The following is an 18740-nucleotide window of genomic DNA, read 5'->3' as shown; positions in this document are numbered from 1 at the left end:
AATGACAAGCTTTCGGTTGCAACGCCGCGCAAGACGCAAAGCTGGATCAAGCGGTCCTGTCTGGCGCTGCTCAGTGCGACGATGATAATTCCATCCGCAGCGTTGATCAGCACTCCGGTAGTCGCCCAACAGCCGGCGCAAAAACCAAACATCCTCTTCATCATGGGCGACGACATCGGCTGGATGCAGCCGAGCATCTACCACCGCGGATTGATGGTCGGCGAAACGCCCAATATCGATCGCATCGGCAACGAGGGCGCGATGTTCACGCACTATTACGCCGAGCAGAGTTGCACGGCCGGGCGTACGGCCTTCCTTACCGGCATGCAGCCGGTTCGCGTCGGCATGACCTTGCCAGAGATTCCCGGCAGCCCATCCTATCTGCGGCCCGGGACGCCGTCCCTCGCCAGGTTCCTGCTCGATCTCGGCTACAACACCGGGGAGTTCGGTAAGAACCATCTCGGCGACCACACCGACTCGCTGCCAACTGCACATGGTTTCCAAGAGTACTGGGGCTACCTGTATCACCTCGATGCCATGCAGGGGGTGAGCTTCCCCGACATCAACAAGAGCCCGGCCCAGCAGACCGTCGCGCCGCCATGCAAGAACACGCCGATCCCCGGCGTACCTGAGGTTCCCGGCGCGGTGGACCCCAAGACCACGGTCTGCCTGACGCCACCCCGTCCAATGCTCGCGTGCAAGTCCTCAGATGGCACCGCCAAGAACATGACATGCAAGGACGAGGGCCCGCTGACCCTCGATCGATCGAAGGGTATCGACGAGGAAATCTCGGCCAAGGTCGTCGACTTCCTCGATCGCAACGATCCTCGTCGCACCAACAAGCCGTTCTTCGTCTGGTACAATCCGGCGCGCATGCACATCACGACCGTGCTGAACGATAAGTACCTGGCGATGGTGGGCGAACCCGGCGGCAAGGATTGGGGCATCAATGAAGCCGGCATGAAGCAGATGGACGACAATATCGGCGTGGTGCTGAAAAAGCTCGGAGACATGGGCCAACTCGACAACACGATCGTCGTCTTCACCACCGACAACGGCGCCGAGACCATCACCTTCCCGGACGGCGGCGTCACGCCGTTCAAGGGCGGCAAGTTGAGCACCTGGGAGGGCGGCATGCGCGCCCCGATGGTGATCCGGTGGCCAGGCGTCATCAAGCCCGGCACGGTGAAGAACGAAATGTTTTCCGCCCTTGACTGGCTTCCGACTCTCGTCGAGATCGCCGGCGGGCCCAAAGGCGACGCACTGAAGCAACGGATCGAGGCCGGCGAGTATCCCGGCATCGTCAAGACCACGCTCGACGGCATCAACCAGATCGACTACCTGAGCGGCAAGTCAGAGAAGTCGGCACGCGACCACTTCTTGTACTACTCCAGCAAGGATCCGTCGGCGGTCCGCTACAAGAACTGGAAGATGTATTTCGCAATGGTGTCCGACGACCCGGCCGGCTTCGTTAACGGCGTGCGGCCCTACTCCTGGACCCAGGTCGTCAACATCAAGCGCGATCCCTTCGAGACCTCGGTGGGTCAGCAACAGAAGACGCTCTTCGGTATGGGCGGGGCGATTGCTTCTCCATCGACGGCCTATGTCTATGACTGGAACTTGCTGCCCATCGGCCAGCAGCTTTGGCTGATGCACCTCGAGACCTTCATCAAGTTCCCGCCGCTGCAGGACCCGGCCAGCTACAACCTGGAACAGGTCATGCAGCAAGTTAAGAATATGAAGACGGCAGGCCGCAGCGACTAGTGGCTCGATACTGCATTGGCGAGCGTCACTTTCGGCGCTCGCCAATCCACCGCGCTCTGAATCCGACTTCTCACGAAGCAGCATATCGGCAAGCGCGCGACGAATAGCAGCGACACTAGCCTCGCACGCAACTTCAATGTTGACCGGTAGGGGCCGCACAAGCGGATCGACAATGAAACAGATCATGCGATTTCCACGCCTTGACCGTCGCGCACTGCTCTCGTCTCTGGCGATGCTTCCGTTTCTATCTGCCGCCCTGCGTTCCACGTCGGCCATGGCCCAGACGCAAGCCGGTCCTCTGCCATCTTGGAATGAAGGCCCGACGAAAGCTTCGATCGTCGACTTCGTCGCACGGATCACGGAGAGTGGCGGGCCCTATTTCGTACCGCCCGATCAACGCATCGCGACCTTCGACAACGATGGGACGCTTTGGATCGAGCAGCCGATGTATGTGCAGCTCGCTTTTGTGTTGGATCGCGTGAAGGTTCTTGCACCCATGCATCCGGAATGGAAGGAAAAGCAGCCCTTCGCGGCAGTGCTGAACGGCGACCTGAAGGCGCTCGCAGCTTTCGGCGAAAAGGGTGTGGCCGAGCTGGTGGCGGTGACTCACGCCGGCATGACGACAGCGGAGTTTGAGAAGATCGTTACAGACTGGCTTGCGACCACGCGTGATGGCCGCTTCAAACGCCCCTACACCGAGCTTGTTTATCAGCCTATGCTCGAATTGCTCGCTTACCTCCGCACCAACGACTTCAAGACCTTCATCGTGTCAGGAGGCGGCATCGAATTCATGCGGCCGTGGACCGAGCGGATTTATGGCATACCTCCCGAGCAGGTCGTCGGATCGTCAATCAAGACCAGATATGAAATGCGTGACAGCACGCCGGTCCTATTTCGCCTGCCCGAGGTCGATTTCATCGACGACAAGGCCGGCAAGCCGATCGGGATCAATAGCCACATTGGCCGGCGTCCGATCGCCGCCTTCGGCAACTCCGATGGCGACCTCGAAATGCTGCAATGGGCGACGCTCGGTGCCAGCGGCGCGCGGTTCGGCCTGATCGTCCACCATACCGATGCGGAACGTGAATATGCCTACGATCGCCAGTCGCATTTCGGCAAGCTCGATGTCGCTCTCGATGCTGCAGCGCTGAACAGGTGGACCGTTGTTGACATGAAGAGGGACTGGAAGAGGATCTTTTCGTTTGATTAGAGGCGAGATCGTAAGGCTTCTGGCCGCGCGAATGCGGTGCGGATCAACCATCAAGCTAAATGCACGCTATTGAGCCGAGCACGCCAACTCATCCACGTATCGCGGAAAGTGACCCGTTGCGGCCGCAAGTTCTTTACCGACTGACGCGAGACGCATGGGTTGCCCATCGCTGACGCTACCATGAGAGGGCTTTGACTTCTGGTATGGGTCAATCGCGTCGTTCTGACTACGCACCCGTCGCTTCCGGTCTACCCATAAGCGGACAATTCTGAGTCGGTTGGTCTGTCTCAAACGGGCCAAAAGCGGCCTCGTATGCGGTAAGCATCCAGCTGATCGACATTCTCGCCGGGTGTGTCCCGTAAGAGACAGTCAAAAATAACCAATTGTAGTTGAATGAGGAAGCGACGGGAAAGTCTGGCAATATCGTTACCCCATATGGGAGCGTGCCATGAAGTCGTTCCTTGCGGCTCTGCTTGCTATCTTGGTGAGCGTCACTGCGCGTGCTGCGGATATGCCGGTGAAGGCTCCGACCGCTCTTCCGCCGCCATACAATTGGTCAGGGTTCTATCTTGGCGCAAATGTCGGTGGGGCCTGGACCAGCGGCAGCCTGAACATTCCAGGCAACAATTTATATGGCGGGCTGACGGAATTCATCGGTGGCGTTCAGGCCGGCTACAACTTCCAGGCCGGCCATCTTTTGTTTGGCGTGGAAGGTGATTTCGATGGGGCGACATTTGGTCATCCCGTGCTTCCGACTCCTACGCTCGGCTCGGTGAGCCAGAACTGGATCGGAACGGTGGCAGGCCGCGTCGGCCTCGTGGAAGACCGCTGGCTTCTCTACGGCAAGTTTGGCGGTGGCTGGGTGCAGAGCAATGCCTCGTTGAACTTTCCCGGCGTCACTTGGCAGGGGTCCAACACCAGTTCCGGCTGGCTAGCTGGCGTGGGCATCGAGTACGGGTTTAAATCGCATTGGACGATCAAGCTCGAATACGATTACGTTGGGCTGGGACACTGGACTTCGCCCACCGTCCCGCCCATCCCGCTGAATCGCGACCTTCAGATGGTCAAGTTCGGTGCGAACTATAAGTTCGAGAGCGGGCTTCCCGATACGGTCGCGCCGGCAAGAACCGTGCATTCTGCCGAGCACTCCGAAGGTGAAGACCTAGCCAAGAAATCACAGAACCCCATCGCCGATCTCGTCAGCGTTCCCTTCCAAAGCAACACTAATTTCAACGCCGGGCCGTTCAACCGCACCCAGGAAGTACTCAACATTCAGCCAGTCGTGCCGCTTTCCCTCAACGCAGACTGGAATCTGATTTCGCGGACCATCATGCCCGTGATCAGTCAACCGAGCCCGTTTTTTGACAGCAACACGAATGGCATTGGTGACATCACTCAGGAATTCTTTGTGTCACCCACCCATCCGGGTTCCCTGATCTGGGGCGTCGGTCCGGTCTTTACGATTCCGTCCGCGACCGATCCTATTCTTGGACAGGGAAAAGTACTGCTCGGTCCAACGGCCGTCGCGTTAGTAACGCCGGGACATTGGGTGATCGGCGTGTTGGCCAACAATCAGTGGTCCGTTGGCGGCAATCCGTTGCGCCCGAGCGTGAATCAATTTCTCGTGCAGCCGTTTATCAACTACAACATGGCGCACGGATGGTACCTGACAAGTTCACCGATTATGACCGCGAACTGGCTTGCAGCGCCGGGTCAGCAATGGACCGTACCGATCGGTGGCGGCTTTGGTCGGTTGTTCAAGCTCGGCGACCAGCCGGTGAGTGCGTCGATCCAAGGCTTTTATAACGTGGTTAGACCGGATGGCGCGCCGGCGTGGCAACTGCGCTTGTTTTTCTCCCTGCTATTCCCGGAGAGGTGAGAGGCGTCTGTTGCGAGCGAGATTAGGAAATTTCTGGTCGCGCAACCCTAGTCCGTTGCATGACCGGGCCGGCTTTGTGCAGCCGATCGTTTTCGGGGTCCTCACACGGCCGGATTGTTCTTCGGTTGTGCGGAGGGCAGTTGAAGAGTGGAAATCGGCAGATGCAGATAAAGAGCAGGAAGTCGATATCAACGGCTGGTTTCGTTTGGGCGCGGCGGCAATTGCCACCTTACTCGCGCTCCCCAATGATGCGGCGCGAGCCGATGAAGGCGGTGTCAGCTTCTGGATACCCGGCTTCTTTGGCAGCCTCGCCGCCGTCCCTGCGGCGGCGTCGCACGCGCCCTTGATTCCCCGTCTTCGGGGAAAGACACCCGTAACTGGGTTGCAATCCGACCGCTACTGCGCCGTCAGCTTCACGCCCAGCCGTCCCGCCAGCTCCTGCACGAACTGCCAGGCAACGCGGCCCGAGCGGGACCCGCGCGTGGTCGACCATTCCAGCGCCTCGCGCTCCAGGGCCTCGTCGTCGATCTTGATGTCGAAATGGCTGCAATAGCCGCGCACCATGGCGAGATATTCGTCCTGGCTGCAACGGTGGAAGCCGAGCCAGAGGCCGAAGCGATCCGACAGCGAGACCTTCTCCTCGACCGCTTCGCCGGGATTGATCGCGGTCGAACGCTCGTTCTCGATCATGTCGCGCGCCAGCAGATGGCGGCGGTTGGAGGTGGCGTAGAGGATGACGTTCTCGGGGCGGCCCTCGATGCCGCCTTCGAGCACGGCCTTGAGCGATTTGTAGGACGCGTCATTGCCGTCGAAGGATAGGTCGTCGATGAACACGATGAAGCGGAAGCTGGCGTCGCGGAGCTTCTCCATCAGCGCCGGCAGGCTCTCGATGTCCTCGCGGTGGATCTCGATCAGCTTCAGCCTGTAGGCGGGCTTGCGGCCGGCATTGATGCTGGCATGTGCCGCCTTCACCAGCGACGATTTGCCCATGCCGCGCGCGCCCCAGAGCAGGGCGTTGTTGGCGGGCAGGCCGGCTGCGAAACGCTCGGTGTTCTCCATCAGGATGTCGCGCATCCGGTCGACGCCCTTGAGCAGGAACAGCTCGACGCGGCTGACCCGCGGCACGGCCGAGAGGCGGCCGTCGGGGTGCCAGACATAGGCATCGGCCCGCTCGAACGACTCGGGCTCAATGGCCGGGCTGCCCTGGGCGGCGAGGTGCGCCGCAATGGTCTCCAGCGCGCGGACGAGGCGCTCCTGGGAGAGGTCCGGGGCCGCCTTGACGGCCGCCGTGGGGCGTTTTGCCGCGACGCGGGCGGGCTTGCCGGCAGGGGGACGGGGGCCTTTGTCGGCCGGGCTTTTGCTTGGTTTTTTGGGCATGTCCGAAGTTCCTGAGAATGCAGCCTTATCGGGCCTGACGGCGCGCCGCAAGGTGGCCAAATCGACGGTCTGGCAGCGTTGCAATTGGGGCAATGGCCGCTATAGTCCGCGCGAATTTGACCGAACCGGTCGCCCCTGAGGGCCTGACCGGCTTTCCCCCGTTCTCACGAGGATCGTCCGAATGCTGATTACCCCTGCGTATGCCCAGGCTGCGGGCGCCGGTGACACCAACAGCATGTTGATGTCGCTGCTGCCGTTCGCCCTGATCTTCGTGATCATGTACTTCCTGATTCTGCGTCCGCAGCAGAAGAAGGTCCGCGACCATGCCGACCTCGTGAAGAACATCCGCCGCGGCGACACCGTCGTGACCTCGGGGGGCCTGGTCGGCAAGGTCACCAAGGTCGTCGATGACGACCAGATCGAGTTCGAGATTTCCGACGGCGTGCGCGTGCGGCAGATGCGCCAGATGATCTCCGGCGTGCGCGCCAAGGGCGAGCCGGCGAAAGAATCCAAGGATAGTGCGAAGGAAACCGCCAAGGACGACGCCGCGTCGAAGTGAGCGCTTCCGCGAGTCTCCAAAGTCTCCTGATCTGACAGGTCCAGTCGATGTTGTATTTCACGCGGTGGAGGGCGCTGGGGATTATCCTGACAGCGCTGATCGTGTGCCTCTGCGCGGTCCCGAACTTCTTTCCCGAGGCGACGGTCAAGACCTGGCCGGCCTGGGCGCAGCGCCGGATCGTGCTTGGCCTCGACCTTCAGGGCGGTTCCTATCTGCTGCTCGAGGTCGATTCCAACTATGTGAAGAAGGAGCGGCTGGACCAGATCCGCGACGACGTTCGCCGGACGCTGCGCGATGCCAAGATCGGCTTCACCGGCGGCGTGACCGTGCGTAACGACGCGGCCGAGGTTCGCATCACTAAGGAAACCGACGTGCAGCCGGCGCTCGCCAAGCTGCGCGAATTGTCCCAGCCGCTGGGCGGTCTGATGGGATCGAGCGGTCAGCGCGACCTCGAGGTGACCGACGCCGGCGGCGGCGTGATCCGCCTGAGCATCCCGCAGGCCGCGATGCTCGACCGCATGCGCAAGACCATCGAGCAATCGATCCAGATCGTCGAGCGCCGCGTCAACGAGCTCGGCACCGTCGAGCCCGTCATCCAGCGCCAGGGCAACGACCGCATCCTGGTGCAGGTCCCCGGTCTGCAGGATCCGACCCGCCTGAAGGAGCTGCTGGGCAAGACCGCGAAGATGGAATTCCGCATGGTCGACACCTCCGTGCCGCCGGATCAGGCGCAGCAGGGCAGGTTGCCTCCGGAATCCGAGCTGCTGATGAGCGCCTCGCCGCCGCCCGTGCCGTACGTGGTCAAGAAGCAGGTGCTGGTCGCCGGCGGCGATCTGACCGATGCCCAGGCGAGCTTCGACCAGCGCACGGGTGAGCCGGTCGTCAGCTTCAAGTTCAACACCTCGGGCGCGCGCAAGTTCTCGCAGGCCACCACCGAGAATGTGGGGCTGCCGTTCGCGATCGTGCTCGACAACAAGGTGATCTCGGCGCCCGTCATCCGCGAGCCGATTACCGGCGGCCAGGGCCAGATCTCGGGCAATTTCACGGTGCAATCGGCCAACGATCTCGCGATCCTGCTGCGCGCCGGCGCGCTGCCGGCGCCGCTCACGGTGGTCGAGGAGCGCACCGTCGGTCCGGGCCTCGGCCAGGACTCGATCGAGAAGGGCGAGCTTGCAGCTTACGTCGGCTCGATCCTGGTCATCGTGTTCATGCTGCTGACCTACCGGCTGTTCGGCGTGTTCGCGAACGTCGCGGTGGCCATCAACGTCGCCATGATCTTCGGCCTGTTGTCGCTGCTCAACGCCACGCTGACGCTGCCCGGCATCGCCGGCATCGTGCTCACCGTCGGCATCGCGGTGGACTCCAACGTGCTGATCTACGAGCGCATCCGCGAGGAGCTGCGCGGCGGCCGCAACGCGATCTCGGCGATCGACGCCGGCTTCAAGCGGGCGCTCGCCACCATCCTCGATTCCAACATCACCACCTTCATTGCTGCCGCGGTGCTGTTCTACATCGGCACCGGCCCGGTGCGCGGCTTCGCCGTGACGCTCGGCATCGGCATCATCACCACGGTGTTCACCGCCTTCACCCTGACCCGGCTGATCGTCGCCTGGTGGGTGCGGTGGAAGCGGCCGCAGAGCGTGCCGATCTAGGAGCCTGATTGTGACTCACACCGTTCTCATCGGGCTCGGCGTCCTGATTGCCATCCTCACCGTGGTTGCGGCCCTCGGCCTGTTGCCGTCGCTGCGCATCGTTCCTGACAACACGCATTTCGACTTCACGCGCTTCCGCCGCATCAGCTTCCCGATCTCGGCCGCGCTGTCGATCGTCGCGATCACGCTGTTCTTCACCCATGGGCTGAACCTCGGTATCGACTTCAAGGGCGGCACGCTGCTGGAGGTGAAGGCGAGGTCCGGCACCGCCGACATCGCGGCGATGCGCACCAAGCTCGACGCCCTCGGTCTCGGCGAAGTCCAGTTGCAGCAGTTCGGCGGCCCCGAGAATGTCCTGATCCGCGTTGCGGAACAGCCGGGTGGCGACGCCGCACAGCAGGCAGCCCTGCAGAAGCTTCGTGGCGCGCTCGGCGACAGCGTCGACATTCAGCGCACCGAGGTGCTCGGTCCGCGCGTCGCCGGCGAGCTCTTGGCCTACGGCATGATCGGCCTGATGCTCGCGATCGTCGCGATCCTGATCTATCTCTGGTTCCGGTTCGAATGGCAGTTCGCGCTGGGCGCCATGATCGCCAACGTGCACGACATCGTGCTGACGATCGGCTTCATGTCGATCAGCCAGGTCGATTTCGACCTGACCAGCATCGCGGCTCTTTTGACCATTCTGGGCTATTCGCTCAACGACACCGTCGTCATCTACGACCGCATCCGCGAAATGCTGCGGCGCTACAAGAAGATGCCGATGCCGCAGCTGCTCAACGAGTCCATCAACTCGACGCTGTCGCGCTCGATCATCACCCACGTCACGGTGACGCTGGCACTGCTCGCGCTGCTGCTGTTCGGCGGCCACGCCATCCACAGCTTCACGGCGGTGATGATGTTCGGCGTGGTGCTGGTCGGTACCTACACCTCGATCTTCATTGCGGCGCCGATCCTGATCTATCTCGGCGTCGGCGAGCATCGCGAGGATGCGCCCGAGACGGCTACGCCGGCGAAGAAAAACAAGGCATGATCCGAACTGCAGGCCCTCGCAGGCGTTTGCGAGGGCAATAAGCTCATTCGGACGAACCAGATGGCCGGCGATCCCAACGCACCGCATTTCCCGCGCTCGGCGCCGATCGATGCCTATGGCAAGGGCGGCTTCGCCTTTGCCGGCATGTCGCATCGGGGATCGCTGCTGTGCCTGCCCGACGCGATCTGGGCCTGGGACGTGACGGATCCCACCAAGATCGACCGCTACTCGCTGGATCGGGTGTTCGCAGCCGCCAACAGCATCGACACGCTCCTGGTCGGCACCGGAACCGGGCTCTGGCTGCCCCCGCCGGAGCTGCGCCAGGCCCTTAAGGCGGTGAGGGTGGTGCTGGATACGATGCAGACCGGCCCGGCCGTGCGCACCTACAACATCATGATCGGCGAACGGCGCCGTGTCGCCGCCGCGCTGATCGCCGTGCCATGAGCAGCCCCGCGCCGCCGTCCGATTCTGCCGCCTTCTGCGCCGATCTCGTGCGCAGCCACGACTTTCCGCGCTATGCCGCGACCCTGTTCGCGCCTGCCACCGAGCGCCGCGCGCTGCTGGCGCTCTATGCCTTCAACGTCGAGATCGTCCGCGTCCGCGACCAGGTGAGCCAGCCCTTGCCCGGCGAAATCCGCCTGCAATGGTGGACCGACATGCTGTCGGGCCATGTCCATGGCAGTGCCGAGGGCAATCCGGTCGCGGCCGAGCTGCTGCGCGCGATCCGCGATTTCGACCTGCCGGTCGAGCCGCTGTCGCTGCTCGCCGACGAGCACCAGTTCGATCTCTACAACGATCCGATGCCGACCATGGCGGCGCTGGAGGGCTACCTGGCCGCGACCTCATCGGCGTTGTTCGGTCTGGCGGCGCAGGTTCTGGGACCGCCGTCGGAGGCGGCCGAGCACCTCGCGAGGCACGCCGGGCTGGCGCAGGGCATCGCGCAAATCATCGCCAATCTGCCGCGCGATGCAGCGCACCGGCAATTGTTCCTGCCGCAGCAGGTGCTGGCGAGCCATGGCTGCAGCATGGAGGATGTCTTCGCCGGCAAGGCGACGCCGAGCCTGCGGGCCGTGCTGGACCAGCTCACGGGCGAGGCGCGGCAGCATGTGACCACGGCCTTGTCGCTGCTGACGCAGCTGCCGCCGTCCGTGCGGCCGGCGTTTCTGCCGCTGAGCCAGGCGCAGGGCGACCTCAAGCGCCTGTCGCGGCCCGGGCGCAATCCGTTTGCGCTGCAGCCTCCGTCGCGACTGCGGATGCTGTGGACACTCTGGCGAGCATCACGTTCCCGGGAATTTACCAAATAGCGGTTGGCTTATCGCCCGGCCGAAGCAAATGCTCTATGCTGGCCCATGGCTGAGTTGTCCCAAACCACGTCCTCCGATCTCAGCGGCCTTCCGGTCGCACCGGGCGACATTCACGCCGCCGCCGCGACCATCCACGGCGCCGTCGTCGAGACGCCCTGCAGCTACAGCCGCACGCTGAGCAGCATCTGCGGCTGCGATATCTGGCTCAAATTCGAGAACCTCCAGTTCACTTCCTCGTTCAAGGAGCGCGGTGCGTTGAACCGGCTCACCGCGCTGACGCCGGAGGAGCGCGCGCGAGGCGTGATCGCGATGTCCGCGGGCAATCACGCGCAAGGCGTCGCCTATCACGCCAGGCGGCTCGGCATTCCCGCCACCATCGTGATGCCGATCGGCACACCCATGGTGAAGATCCAGAACACCAGGCATCACGGCGCCGAGGTGGTGGTGACAGGCGCGACGCTGGAAGAGGCGGCCGCCTTTGCGCGCAGCCACGGCGAATCCCGCGGCATGATCTTCGTCCATCCTTATGACGATCCGCTCGTCATCGCGGGGCAGGGCACCGTCGGCCTCGAAATGCTCAAGGCTGTCCCCGAGCTCGACACGCTGGTCGTCCCGATCGGCGGCGGCGGGCTGATCAGCGGCATTGCCATTGCCGCGAAGTCGATCAAGCCGTCGTTGCGGATCCTGGGTGTCGAGGCCTGGCTCTATCCGTCGATGTACAATGCCATCCATGACGGCAATCTTCCGGCGCGCGGCGATACGCTGGCTGAAGGCATTGCGGTGAAATCGCCGGGCAAGATCACGACCGAAATCGTCCGCCGCCTCGTCGACGACATCGCGCTGGTCAACGAAGCCGAGCTCGAACGTGCGGTCGCGACTCTGATCTCGATCGAGAAGACGGTTGTCGAGGGCGCCGGCGCCGCCGGCCTGGCCGCGCTGATGTCCGATCCATCCCGCTTCGCCGGCCAGAAGGTCGGCCTCGTCCTGAGCGGCGGCAACATCGACACAAGGCTGATCGCCTCGGTCCTCACGCGCGAGCTTGCGCGCGAAGGGCGGCTGACCCAGCTCTCGCTCGACATTCCCGACAGGCCCGGCCAATTGGCCGCCGTGGCAACGCTGCTGGCCGAAGCCGGCGCCAATATCATCGAGGTCTCGCACCAGCGGACCTTCTCCGACCTGCCGGCCAAGGCGACGTTGCTGCAGCTGGTCATCGAGACCCGCGACAGCGCGCATCTCGACGAGGTCATGGCGAGGCTCAGCGCATCCGGACTGAGCGCACGCTGCACGTGAGCGCGCCACGCTAACGCGGCGCCAAATCCGCGAGGTGACCGATCAGCCGGTCGATCTCCGCTTCCGTGTTGTAGTAATGCGGGGACGCCCGCACGAGCGGCGGCAGCGCGCGGAGTTCGGCGTCGATGCGGGTGCTCGCCGGATCCGAAGCGCCGATGGTGATGCCCGCCGCAGCGGCGCTGCGAACAATGGCGTCCGCCTCGTGCCCTTCCATCGTAAAGCTGACGATGGCGCCCGGCGTGCGGCCGAGGTCGCGAATGGTGACACCGCGAATGGAGGCGAGGCCGCTGCGAAGGCGGCCCGTCAGCAGGCGGCAGCGCTGCTCGATGGGTCCCATGCCGATATCGAGCGCATAATCGACGGCAGCGCCGAGCCCGAGCCGGGCCGCGTAATTGTTCTCCCAGGTCTCGAAACGGCGCGCATCGTCGCGGAGTCGATATTCATCGCGCGAGACCCAGGGCGCGGCGAAATGATCGATCATGGGCGGCTCGAGCTGCTGCAGCAGCGCGCGGCGGACATAGAGAAAACCGGTGCCACGCGGGCCGCGCAGGAATTTGCGCCCCGTTGCCGACAGCATGTCACAGCCGATGGCTTCGACGTCCACGGCCATCTGGCCGACCGCTTGGCAGGCGTCGAGTAGATAGGGAATGCCGTGCGCCCGCGCGATCTTGCCGATCGTCGCCGCGGGATTGACCAGCCCGCCATTGGTCGGAACCCAGGTGATGGCGATCAGCTTCACGCGCGCGTCGATCATGCGTTCGAGCGCGTCGATGTCGAGTTCGCCCGTTGCATCGCTCGGCACCACGTCGATGGTCACGCCGGTTCGTTTCGCGACCTGAAGAAAGGCGACATAGTTGGCGGCATACTCCGCCTCGGCGGTCAGGATGCGGTCGCCCTTGCGGAACGGCAGCGCGTAGAACGCCATCTGCCAGGCAACCGTCGCGTTCTCCACGAGAGCGATCTCATCGGGCGCGGCATTCAGCAGACGCGCCACCGAGCCGTAGACCGCTTGAAGTCGATCCGACTCGCGGTCGGCGGCAGCATAGCCCCCGATCTCGCTCTCGAGGTCGATATGCCGTTTTATCGCCGCGGCAACCGCCGTTGGCATGAGAGCCGCACCGGCGTTATGGAGGTAGGCGAGCCGAGCGGCGGCCGGTGTATCGGCTCGTATTTGGTCGATGTCGATCACGTGAGAACCTCTGCCATCGGGTTCCCAGAGTTAGACACAATGACGCATGCGAGCAAGATCGGGGCAAACGGATGTTGCGGCTGGAGGATGCAGAGCGGGATGCCTATGCTGACAGGGGGCGTGATTTGGTACGGAACGACTGAAGGGGATTCTGATGGCCAAGAACACGATTTGCCTCTGGTACGACAAGGATGCCGAAGCGGCTGCCCGCTTCTATGCGGAGACGTTTCCCGACAGCGCGGTAACCGCCGTGCACCGCGCGCCCGGCGACTATCCGTCCGGCAAGGCGGGCGATGTGCTCACCGTCGAGTTCACGGTGGCGGGCGTCGCCTGTCTCGGCCTCAACGGCGGCCCCATTTTCACGCACAATGAAGCCTTCTCGTTCCAGATCGCCACCGACGACCAGGCGGAGACTGACCGCTACTGGAACGCCATCGTCGGCAATGGCGGGCAGGCGAGCGCGTGCGGCTGGTGCAAGGACAGATGGGGCGTGTCCTGGCAGATCACGCCGCGCGCGCTGACGGAGGCGCTGGCGGCCGGAGGCCTTGAGGCCAAACGCGCGTTCGACGCGATGATGGGGATGACGAAGATAGACGTCGCCGTGATCGAGGCCGCGCGGCGGGGCTGACGTGGACCTGCAGGCGCACCGAGCTGCGCCCGCATGACGATCATGCGGCGTGACCGAGCCTCGCCTCGATCTCCTGGCGCAGCGCTGCAAAGTCAATCGGCTTGGTCAACAGATCAGTAGCGCCGCTGTCCAGCGCTCTGCGCTTGGTTTCGGTATCGCCGTAAGCCGTAATCATGATCACGGGAACGTCGGGCCGGGCCGCACGCACAATCGGCAACATCTCGAGCCCGCTCATGCCGGGCATGTTGATGTCTGACAGGATCAGGATGAGCGTGGCATCCCGGAACTCCATGGCGCGCTGCAGCGCCACCGGCGCCGACGATGCAAATTCCATCAGAAAGCGGCCGGCGCGCAGATCGCGTCGGAATTGCTGGCGAAACAGCACCTCGACATCCGGCTCGTCGTCAACAACCAAAATGTACACGCTCACCCCTTGTCTCCGGTCTGCATTGCGCTGGCCGCAGTGCGCGGCAGCGTGATGATGAACTCCGTAAAGGCGCCTGGCTCGGTCTCGAAATCGATGCTGCCGCCATGTTGTTTCACGATAATGTCGTGACATATCGACAGGCCGAGCCCGGTTCCTTCGCCGACCGGCTTGGTCGTGAAGAACGGACTGAATATCTTCTCCCTCACCTCGGCCGGAATTCCGGTACCATTGTCGCGAATGCGGATTTCCACGGCGCGATCGAGACCCCTTGTTGTCGCGCTAAGAACGGGCTCGAACCCATCGCCGGCGACTTCCTTGCGTTTCATGGCCGCATAGAAGCCGTTCGAGATCAGATTGAGAAAGACCCGCGTGATTTCCTGCGGGTACACGCCGACGATCCCCGCAGAGGGATCGAGCTTTCGCTCGAGCGTAATGTGAAAATCCGGCTTTTCCGCGCGCGCGCCGTGATAGGCGAGATTGAGGCCTTCCTCGACGATCCCGTTGATGTCGGCGGCGCGGCGCTCGCCAGAACCCTGTCGCGAATGCAGCAGCATGTTCTTCACGATGGAATCGGCGCGTGCGCCGTGCTGCACGATCCTTGCGAGGTTGCCCTGGAGCACCTGCGTGAGTTCGTCGATCTCCTGCCTGACCGCCTCGTCCAACTCGGTCGCACGCAGCCTCTCGTTCAGCTCGCCGATCAATTCCGATGAGAGCGATGAGAAATTGTTGACGAAATTGAGCGGGTTCTTGATTTCATGGGCGATGCCTGCGGTTAGCTGGCCAAGTGAGGCGAGCTTTTCGGTCTGGATCAGTCGATCCTGTGTCGCGCGCAGCTCTTCGAGAGACTGCGAGAGCTCTTTTGTGCGCTTGCGCAGTTCATTCAACAGACGAGCGTTCTCGATCGCGATGACGGCCTGATTCGCGAAATTGGCAACCAACGCGATCTGCTTCGAAGTGAATGGCTTCACTTCCTGGCGGAAGATCGTGATCGTCCCGATAAGCTCGTCTTCCCTAAGCATGGGCACGATGACAAGGGTTCTTGCTCCGGCAAGGTCGGCGAGCGCGCGGACGTTGGGATTGCCTTCAATGTAAGGCGGCTGGGTCCGGATGTCCTCGATGTGGACGGGCTGATGAGTCTTCTCCACAGTGCCGAGACCGCTGCCGGGATGTGGGCGAATGCGCTGGTACAAGCGGGTATCAACATAGGCCTGCGGCGCGTTGTAGAGTGCAACCGTGCGGAAGCCGCCTTCCTCGTAGAGATTCATGGTGCCAAATCGGGCTCCGCAGACGCGGGTCGCGTTCTCCAGCATCTTGTCGAAGACCGGCTCCAACTCGCCGGCGGACGAGCTGATCGTCGCCAAAACTTCCGCTGTCGCGGTCTGCTGCTCGAGGGATTCCGTAAGTTCGCGCGTGCGCTCTCGGACCTCTTCGAACAGTCGGACATTGCCGATCGCAATGACGGCCTGATCGGCGAAGGTCTGAAGCAGAGCAATCTGCTTGGCGTTGAACGGATTGACCTCGGTGCGTCGAAGGGTGATGGCGCCAATTCCTTCGCCTTCGCGCAAAAGTGGTACACTGAGGATGGTCCGCACGCCGTCATCGCGCCTGAGTTCTCGTCCATCAGGAAATTCATCGCCCTCCGGCGAGGTGATGTCCCCCACCTGGACCGGAGACCGGTCGAGAATCGAGCGGCCGGCTGTCCATTTGCGATTGATGGGCCACGTTGCGCGGGAGGGCACTATCGGACCGTGATGTGCAACCAGTTGAAGATGGTCGTCCCTTCTCAGGCGAAGTACCGCATCGGAGCTTTCGCAGAGCTCGCAGGCGCTTTCGACAATCGCATTCAAGACCGGATCGATCTCGGTCGGGGAGGACGCGATGACCTTCAGAATACTGGCGCTGCCGGTTTGGTATGTCAGTGCGTCCTGCAAGTCACGGCTCGTAGTTTGCACTTCCTCGAAAAGACGCACGTTCTCGATGGCAATCACCGCCTGATCGGCAAACGTCGAAACCAGCTCGACCTGTTTCTCGGAAAACGATTGAACCGTCGTGTGACCCAGGAACAGCACGCCGATCGGTTCGCCTTCGCGCATCATCGGCACGCCGAGCAGCGTGCGATAGCCTGCGGCCTTCTGCATGTCCAGGTAGGCATATTCGGGATCAGCCAGCACATCGAGGATTTGAACGGACCGCTGTTCGAGGAGAACCCGGCCGATCAAACTGTCTCTGCCGGGCTGAAGCCGGTGAACGTCGGCGACCTTGACCCAATTCACGCGAAAATTGTAGCCGGTGGCATGATAGAAACCGCGCTCGTCCTTGCGCGCAATCGCGGCCATATCCGCATTACATAGGCGCGCTGCGGATTCCGTCAGCGTATCGAGCACCTTCTGAAGGTCGAAGGCGGAACGGCTGATGACCTTCAGCACGTCTGCAGTCGCCGTCTGCTGCTGCAATGACTCGCTCAGGTCATTGGTCCGTTGCCGAAGCTCATCAAACAGGCGCACGTTTTCGATCGCGATGACGGCTTGGTCGGCGAAGGTGGTGACGAGCTCGATTTGCTTCTCGGTGAAGAGCTCCGTGCGTTGGCGCGCGAGCACAATGGTCCCGATCGGCTCGTTCTGGCGCAGCAGCGGTACACAAAGCGCTGTATGCTGGCCGCCGAGGCTCGTCGCCTCCTGCAGCGTATATTCCGGGTCGGAGGCGACATCGAAGATCTGGACCGGACGCTTTTCCATCACCGCCCGCCCCGTGATCGTGCCGCGCCCGGGGGCGATGGGGTGGTCCTTGATGAACTCGATATACTCTGCGCTGTAACCGACCGCTGCTCCGGCGCGGTAGAGATCGCCTTCGCGCCGCATGATGAAAGCCATCTCGGCGTTGCACAAGCGCGCTGCGGTCTGAACGAGCGTATCGAGCACCGGCTGCAGATCGAAGGTCGAGCGGCTGATCGTTTTGAGAACGTCTCCGACCGCGGTCTGCTGCTGAAGCGATTCAGTCAAGTCGTTTGTGCGCTGCTGGACTTCGCTGAACAGCTTCGCATTGTCTATGGCGATGACAGCCTGCTCCGCAAAGATCCGCAGCAGTTGCTTGTCGTGCTCGGCAAAGTTGCCCGGCTGGGGACGCGTGACGCTGATCATGCCGATTGCAGTTCCGCCCTTCATGATAGGGGCGAACAGCATCGCGCGGAAACCGCGCAATCGGGCGACGTCTCGGATCTGCAGTTCGGAGGTGGCCTCGGTGTCGGGGACGGGGACAACCTTTCCGAACGAAGCGAGTTGAAAGCTTGGAAAGTCCGCAATGGGCCGCGGAAACATCTGCGTTAAATGTGCATCTGCGACAGCATTGGTGCGGGTGAACGCGGCAAGGTGCGCAATTCCGTCGACGAAACGGAATACTGCGGTGGAAAAGCCCCCGATCAACCGGTTGGCGCTGGTGGCGATTGCGTCGAACACCGGCTGCACGTCGGAGGATGACGTCGCGATCACTTTCAGGACGTCGGCGGTTGCGTTCTCCCGATCGTGCGCGGCGCGCAACTCGGCCAATAGCCGGGCGTTCTCCTGCTTCAAATCTGCCACCACGTCCTGGGAGAGCGCGGGCATCGGAAATCCATATCGCCGAATGCGTTATAGCATTGGGCCAAAATATGCGGCAGTTTCGACTGGATTATTTCACTTCGGAACGCGTTCGGCCAGCCTTATCGCAAGTTGCGCCGACAGGCTCTGCACGTCTCCCCGGCGATTGCAGGGCGGGCCTGCTGGAATGCCGGCAATCAAGACGGTACGCGGGCGCGGAGCCCGCCTCAGATGCAGAGGCTGAGCAGCTTGATGTGGCAGTTGCTCGGTTTCGGCTTGCTGGCCGGCGCCGCCTCGCGCTTCACGGCAACCAGCGGCTCCCCGTCGTTCTTCTTGCCTTTACCTTTGCCTTTGCCCTTGGGCTCGTAGTCGCCGGCAATGACCATCGCCCAATAGGTGCGCTTGCCGCTGGTATTCCTGGCGCTCGCGATACCGACGCGGGAGGCGTTATGCAGCAAGAGGTTCTTGCGGTGCCCGGAGGAGTCGATCCACTGTCCGAGCGTCTTCTCGAAATTGTCGTAGCCATAGGCGATGTTCTCGGCGGCGCGACCTGCGCCGGCCGGGGCGACGCGGCGGTTGAACGGGCCGAGCGCGTCGTGGCTGAGATCGTCCTTCGCCGCCATCGCGCGGGCCTGGTCCATGGCGATGCGGTCGAGCGTGGCATCGCGGACGACGCGGACTTCACCGTGCTTGAGACGGAAGCTCGAGATCAGCTCGGCCGGGGATTCGGCCATTGCGGGGGCGGCCGCAAGCAGCACAACGCCGGCGATCAGGCCGCCAACCGCACGCTGCATCGTCGTCCCCCGAGTGCCCATGACCCCGCCAAGTCCCAATTGCCCGACCGCTTCTCTATCGCCAA

Annotated in this window: 15 protein-coding genes; 10 read left to right on the top strand and 5 right to left on the bottom strand. The window is 62.8% G+C overall.

Annotation, left to right across the window (positions count from 1 at the left end):
- Positions 1 to 81 precede the first annotated feature (81 nt).
- The 3 genes from JQ592_RS05965 to JQ592_RS05955 all read left to right on the top strand — a co-directional run bounded on the left by JQ592_RS05965 (position 82) and on the right by JQ592_RS05955 (position 4853).
- The gene (locus JQ592_RS05965) at positions 82 to 1764 is read left to right on the top strand and encodes an arylsulfatase (protein WP_211402519.1); all 1683 of its coding nucleotides are present in this window, start codon (positions 82 to 84) and stop codon (positions 1762 to 1764) included.
- Between the two features lie 172 nt (positions 1765 to 1936).
- Positions 1937 to 2974, top strand: coding sequence for an HAD family hydrolase (locus tag JQ592_RS05960; protein ID WP_433996401.1), 1038 nt, complete (start codon positions 1937 to 1939; stop codon positions 2972 to 2974).
- Positions 2975 to 3422: 448 nt separating this feature from the next.
- A complete protein-coding gene (locus JQ592_RS05955; protein WP_211401980.1) occupies positions 3423 to 4853 on the top strand; it encodes an outer membrane protein in 1431 nt (476 codons plus the stop codon).
- Positions 4854 to 5249: 396 nt separating this feature from the next.
- On the opposite strand, the gene JQ592_RS05950 is transcribed toward JQ592_RS05955, so the two are convergent.
- Positions 5250 to 6230 carry an ATP-binding protein gene (locus JQ592_RS05950; RefSeq protein ID WP_211401979.1) on the bottom strand — a complete coding sequence of 327 codons (981 nt, stop codon included), beginning with the start codon at positions 6228 to 6230 and terminating at the stop codon, positions 5250 to 5252.
- A 181-nt stretch (positions 6231 to 6411) separates the two neighbouring features.
- Here JQ592_RS05950 and yajC point away from each other — a divergent pair, with 181 nt between their 5' ends.
- The 6 genes from yajC to JQ592_RS05920 are packed head-to-tail and all read left to right on the top strand — an operon-like array spanning position 6412 to position 12065.
- Positions 6412 to 6789, top strand: coding sequence for a preprotein translocase subunit YajC (gene yajC / locus JQ592_RS05945; protein WP_028171851.1), 378 nt, complete (start codon positions 6412 to 6414; stop codon positions 6787 to 6789).
- A 47-nt stretch (positions 6790 to 6836) separates the two neighbouring features.
- Positions 6837 to 8441, top strand: coding sequence for a protein translocase subunit SecD (secD, locus tag JQ592_RS05940; protein ID WP_211401978.1), 1605 nt, complete (start codon positions 6837 to 6839; stop codon positions 8439 to 8441).
- Between the two features lie 10 nt (positions 8442 to 8451).
- Positions 8452 to 9471, top strand: coding sequence for a protein translocase subunit SecF (secF, locus tag JQ592_RS05935; RefSeq protein WP_211401977.1), 1020 nt, complete (start codon positions 8452 to 8454; stop codon positions 9469 to 9471).
- 60 nt (positions 9472 to 9531) lie between these two features.
- Positions 9532 to 9915: an Mth938-like domain-containing protein gene (locus tag JQ592_RS05930; RefSeq protein WP_211401976.1), complete on the top strand. Its 384-nt coding sequence runs from the start codon at positions 9532 to 9534 to the stop codon at positions 9913 to 9915.
- Entirely contained in the window at positions 9912 to 10775 is an 864-nt protein-coding gene (locus JQ592_RS05925) for a phytoene/squalene synthase family protein (protein ID WP_211401975.1), read from the top strand. The genes JQ592_RS05930 and JQ592_RS05925 overlap by 4 nt, the downstream gene beginning before the upstream one ends.
- A 45-nt stretch (positions 10776 to 10820) precedes the next feature.
- Positions 10821 to 12065, top strand: a complete 1245-nt coding sequence (locus JQ592_RS05920) for a threonine ammonia-lyase (protein ID WP_211401974.1) — start codon at positions 10821 to 10823, stop codon at positions 12063 to 12065.
- A gap of 10 nt (positions 12066 to 12075) precedes the next feature.
- On the opposite strand, the gene JQ592_RS05915 is transcribed toward JQ592_RS05920, so the two are convergent.
- Positions 12076 to 13254 carry an aminotransferase class V-fold PLP-dependent enzyme gene (locus JQ592_RS05915; RefSeq protein WP_211401973.1) on the bottom strand — a complete coding sequence of 393 codons (1179 nt, stop codon included), beginning with the start codon at positions 13252 to 13254 and terminating at the stop codon, positions 12076 to 12078.
- A 154-nt stretch (positions 13255 to 13408) separates the two neighbouring features.
- Here JQ592_RS05915 and JQ592_RS05910 point away from each other — a divergent pair, with 154 nt between their 5' ends.
- Complete coding sequence (locus tag JQ592_RS05910) at positions 13409 to 13882, top strand: VOC family protein (protein ID WP_211401972.1); 474 nt, start codon at positions 13409 to 13411, stop codon at positions 13880 to 13882.
- Between the two features lie 40 nt (positions 13883 to 13922).
- Here JQ592_RS05910 and JQ592_RS05905 read toward each other — a convergent pair whose 3' ends face one another.
- The 3 genes from JQ592_RS05905 to JQ592_RS05895 all read right to left on the bottom strand — a co-directional run bounded on the left by JQ592_RS05905 (position 13923) and on the right by JQ592_RS05895 (position 18675).
- The gene (locus JQ592_RS05905; protein ID WP_211401971.1) at positions 13923 to 14312 is read right to left on the bottom strand and encodes a response regulator; all 390 of its coding nucleotides are present in this window, start codon (positions 14310 to 14312) and stop codon (positions 13923 to 13925) included.
- The gene (locus tag JQ592_RS05900; RefSeq protein WP_211401970.1) at positions 14309 to 17908 is read right to left on the bottom strand and encodes a GAF domain-containing protein; all 3600 of its coding nucleotides are present in this window, start codon (positions 17906 to 17908) and stop codon (positions 14309 to 14311) included. Before JQ592_RS05900 ends, JQ592_RS05905 begins: the two co-directional genes overlap by 4 nt.
- A 200-nt stretch (positions 17909 to 18108) precedes the next feature.
- A complete protein-coding gene (locus tag JQ592_RS05895; RefSeq protein ID WP_211401969.1) occupies positions 18109 to 18675 on the bottom strand; it encodes a CAP domain-containing protein in 567 nt (188 codons plus the stop codon).
- Positions 18676 to 18740 lie beyond the last annotated feature (65 nt).

The organism is Bradyrhizobium iriomotense (assembly GCF_018129405.1).
GTDB lineage: Bacteria > Pseudomonadota > Alphaproteobacteria > Rhizobiales > Xanthobacteraceae > Bradyrhizobium > Bradyrhizobium iriomotense_B.
Note: the sequence above shows the minus strand (reverse complement) of the source record. Positions and strands in the feature narration are given on the sequence as shown.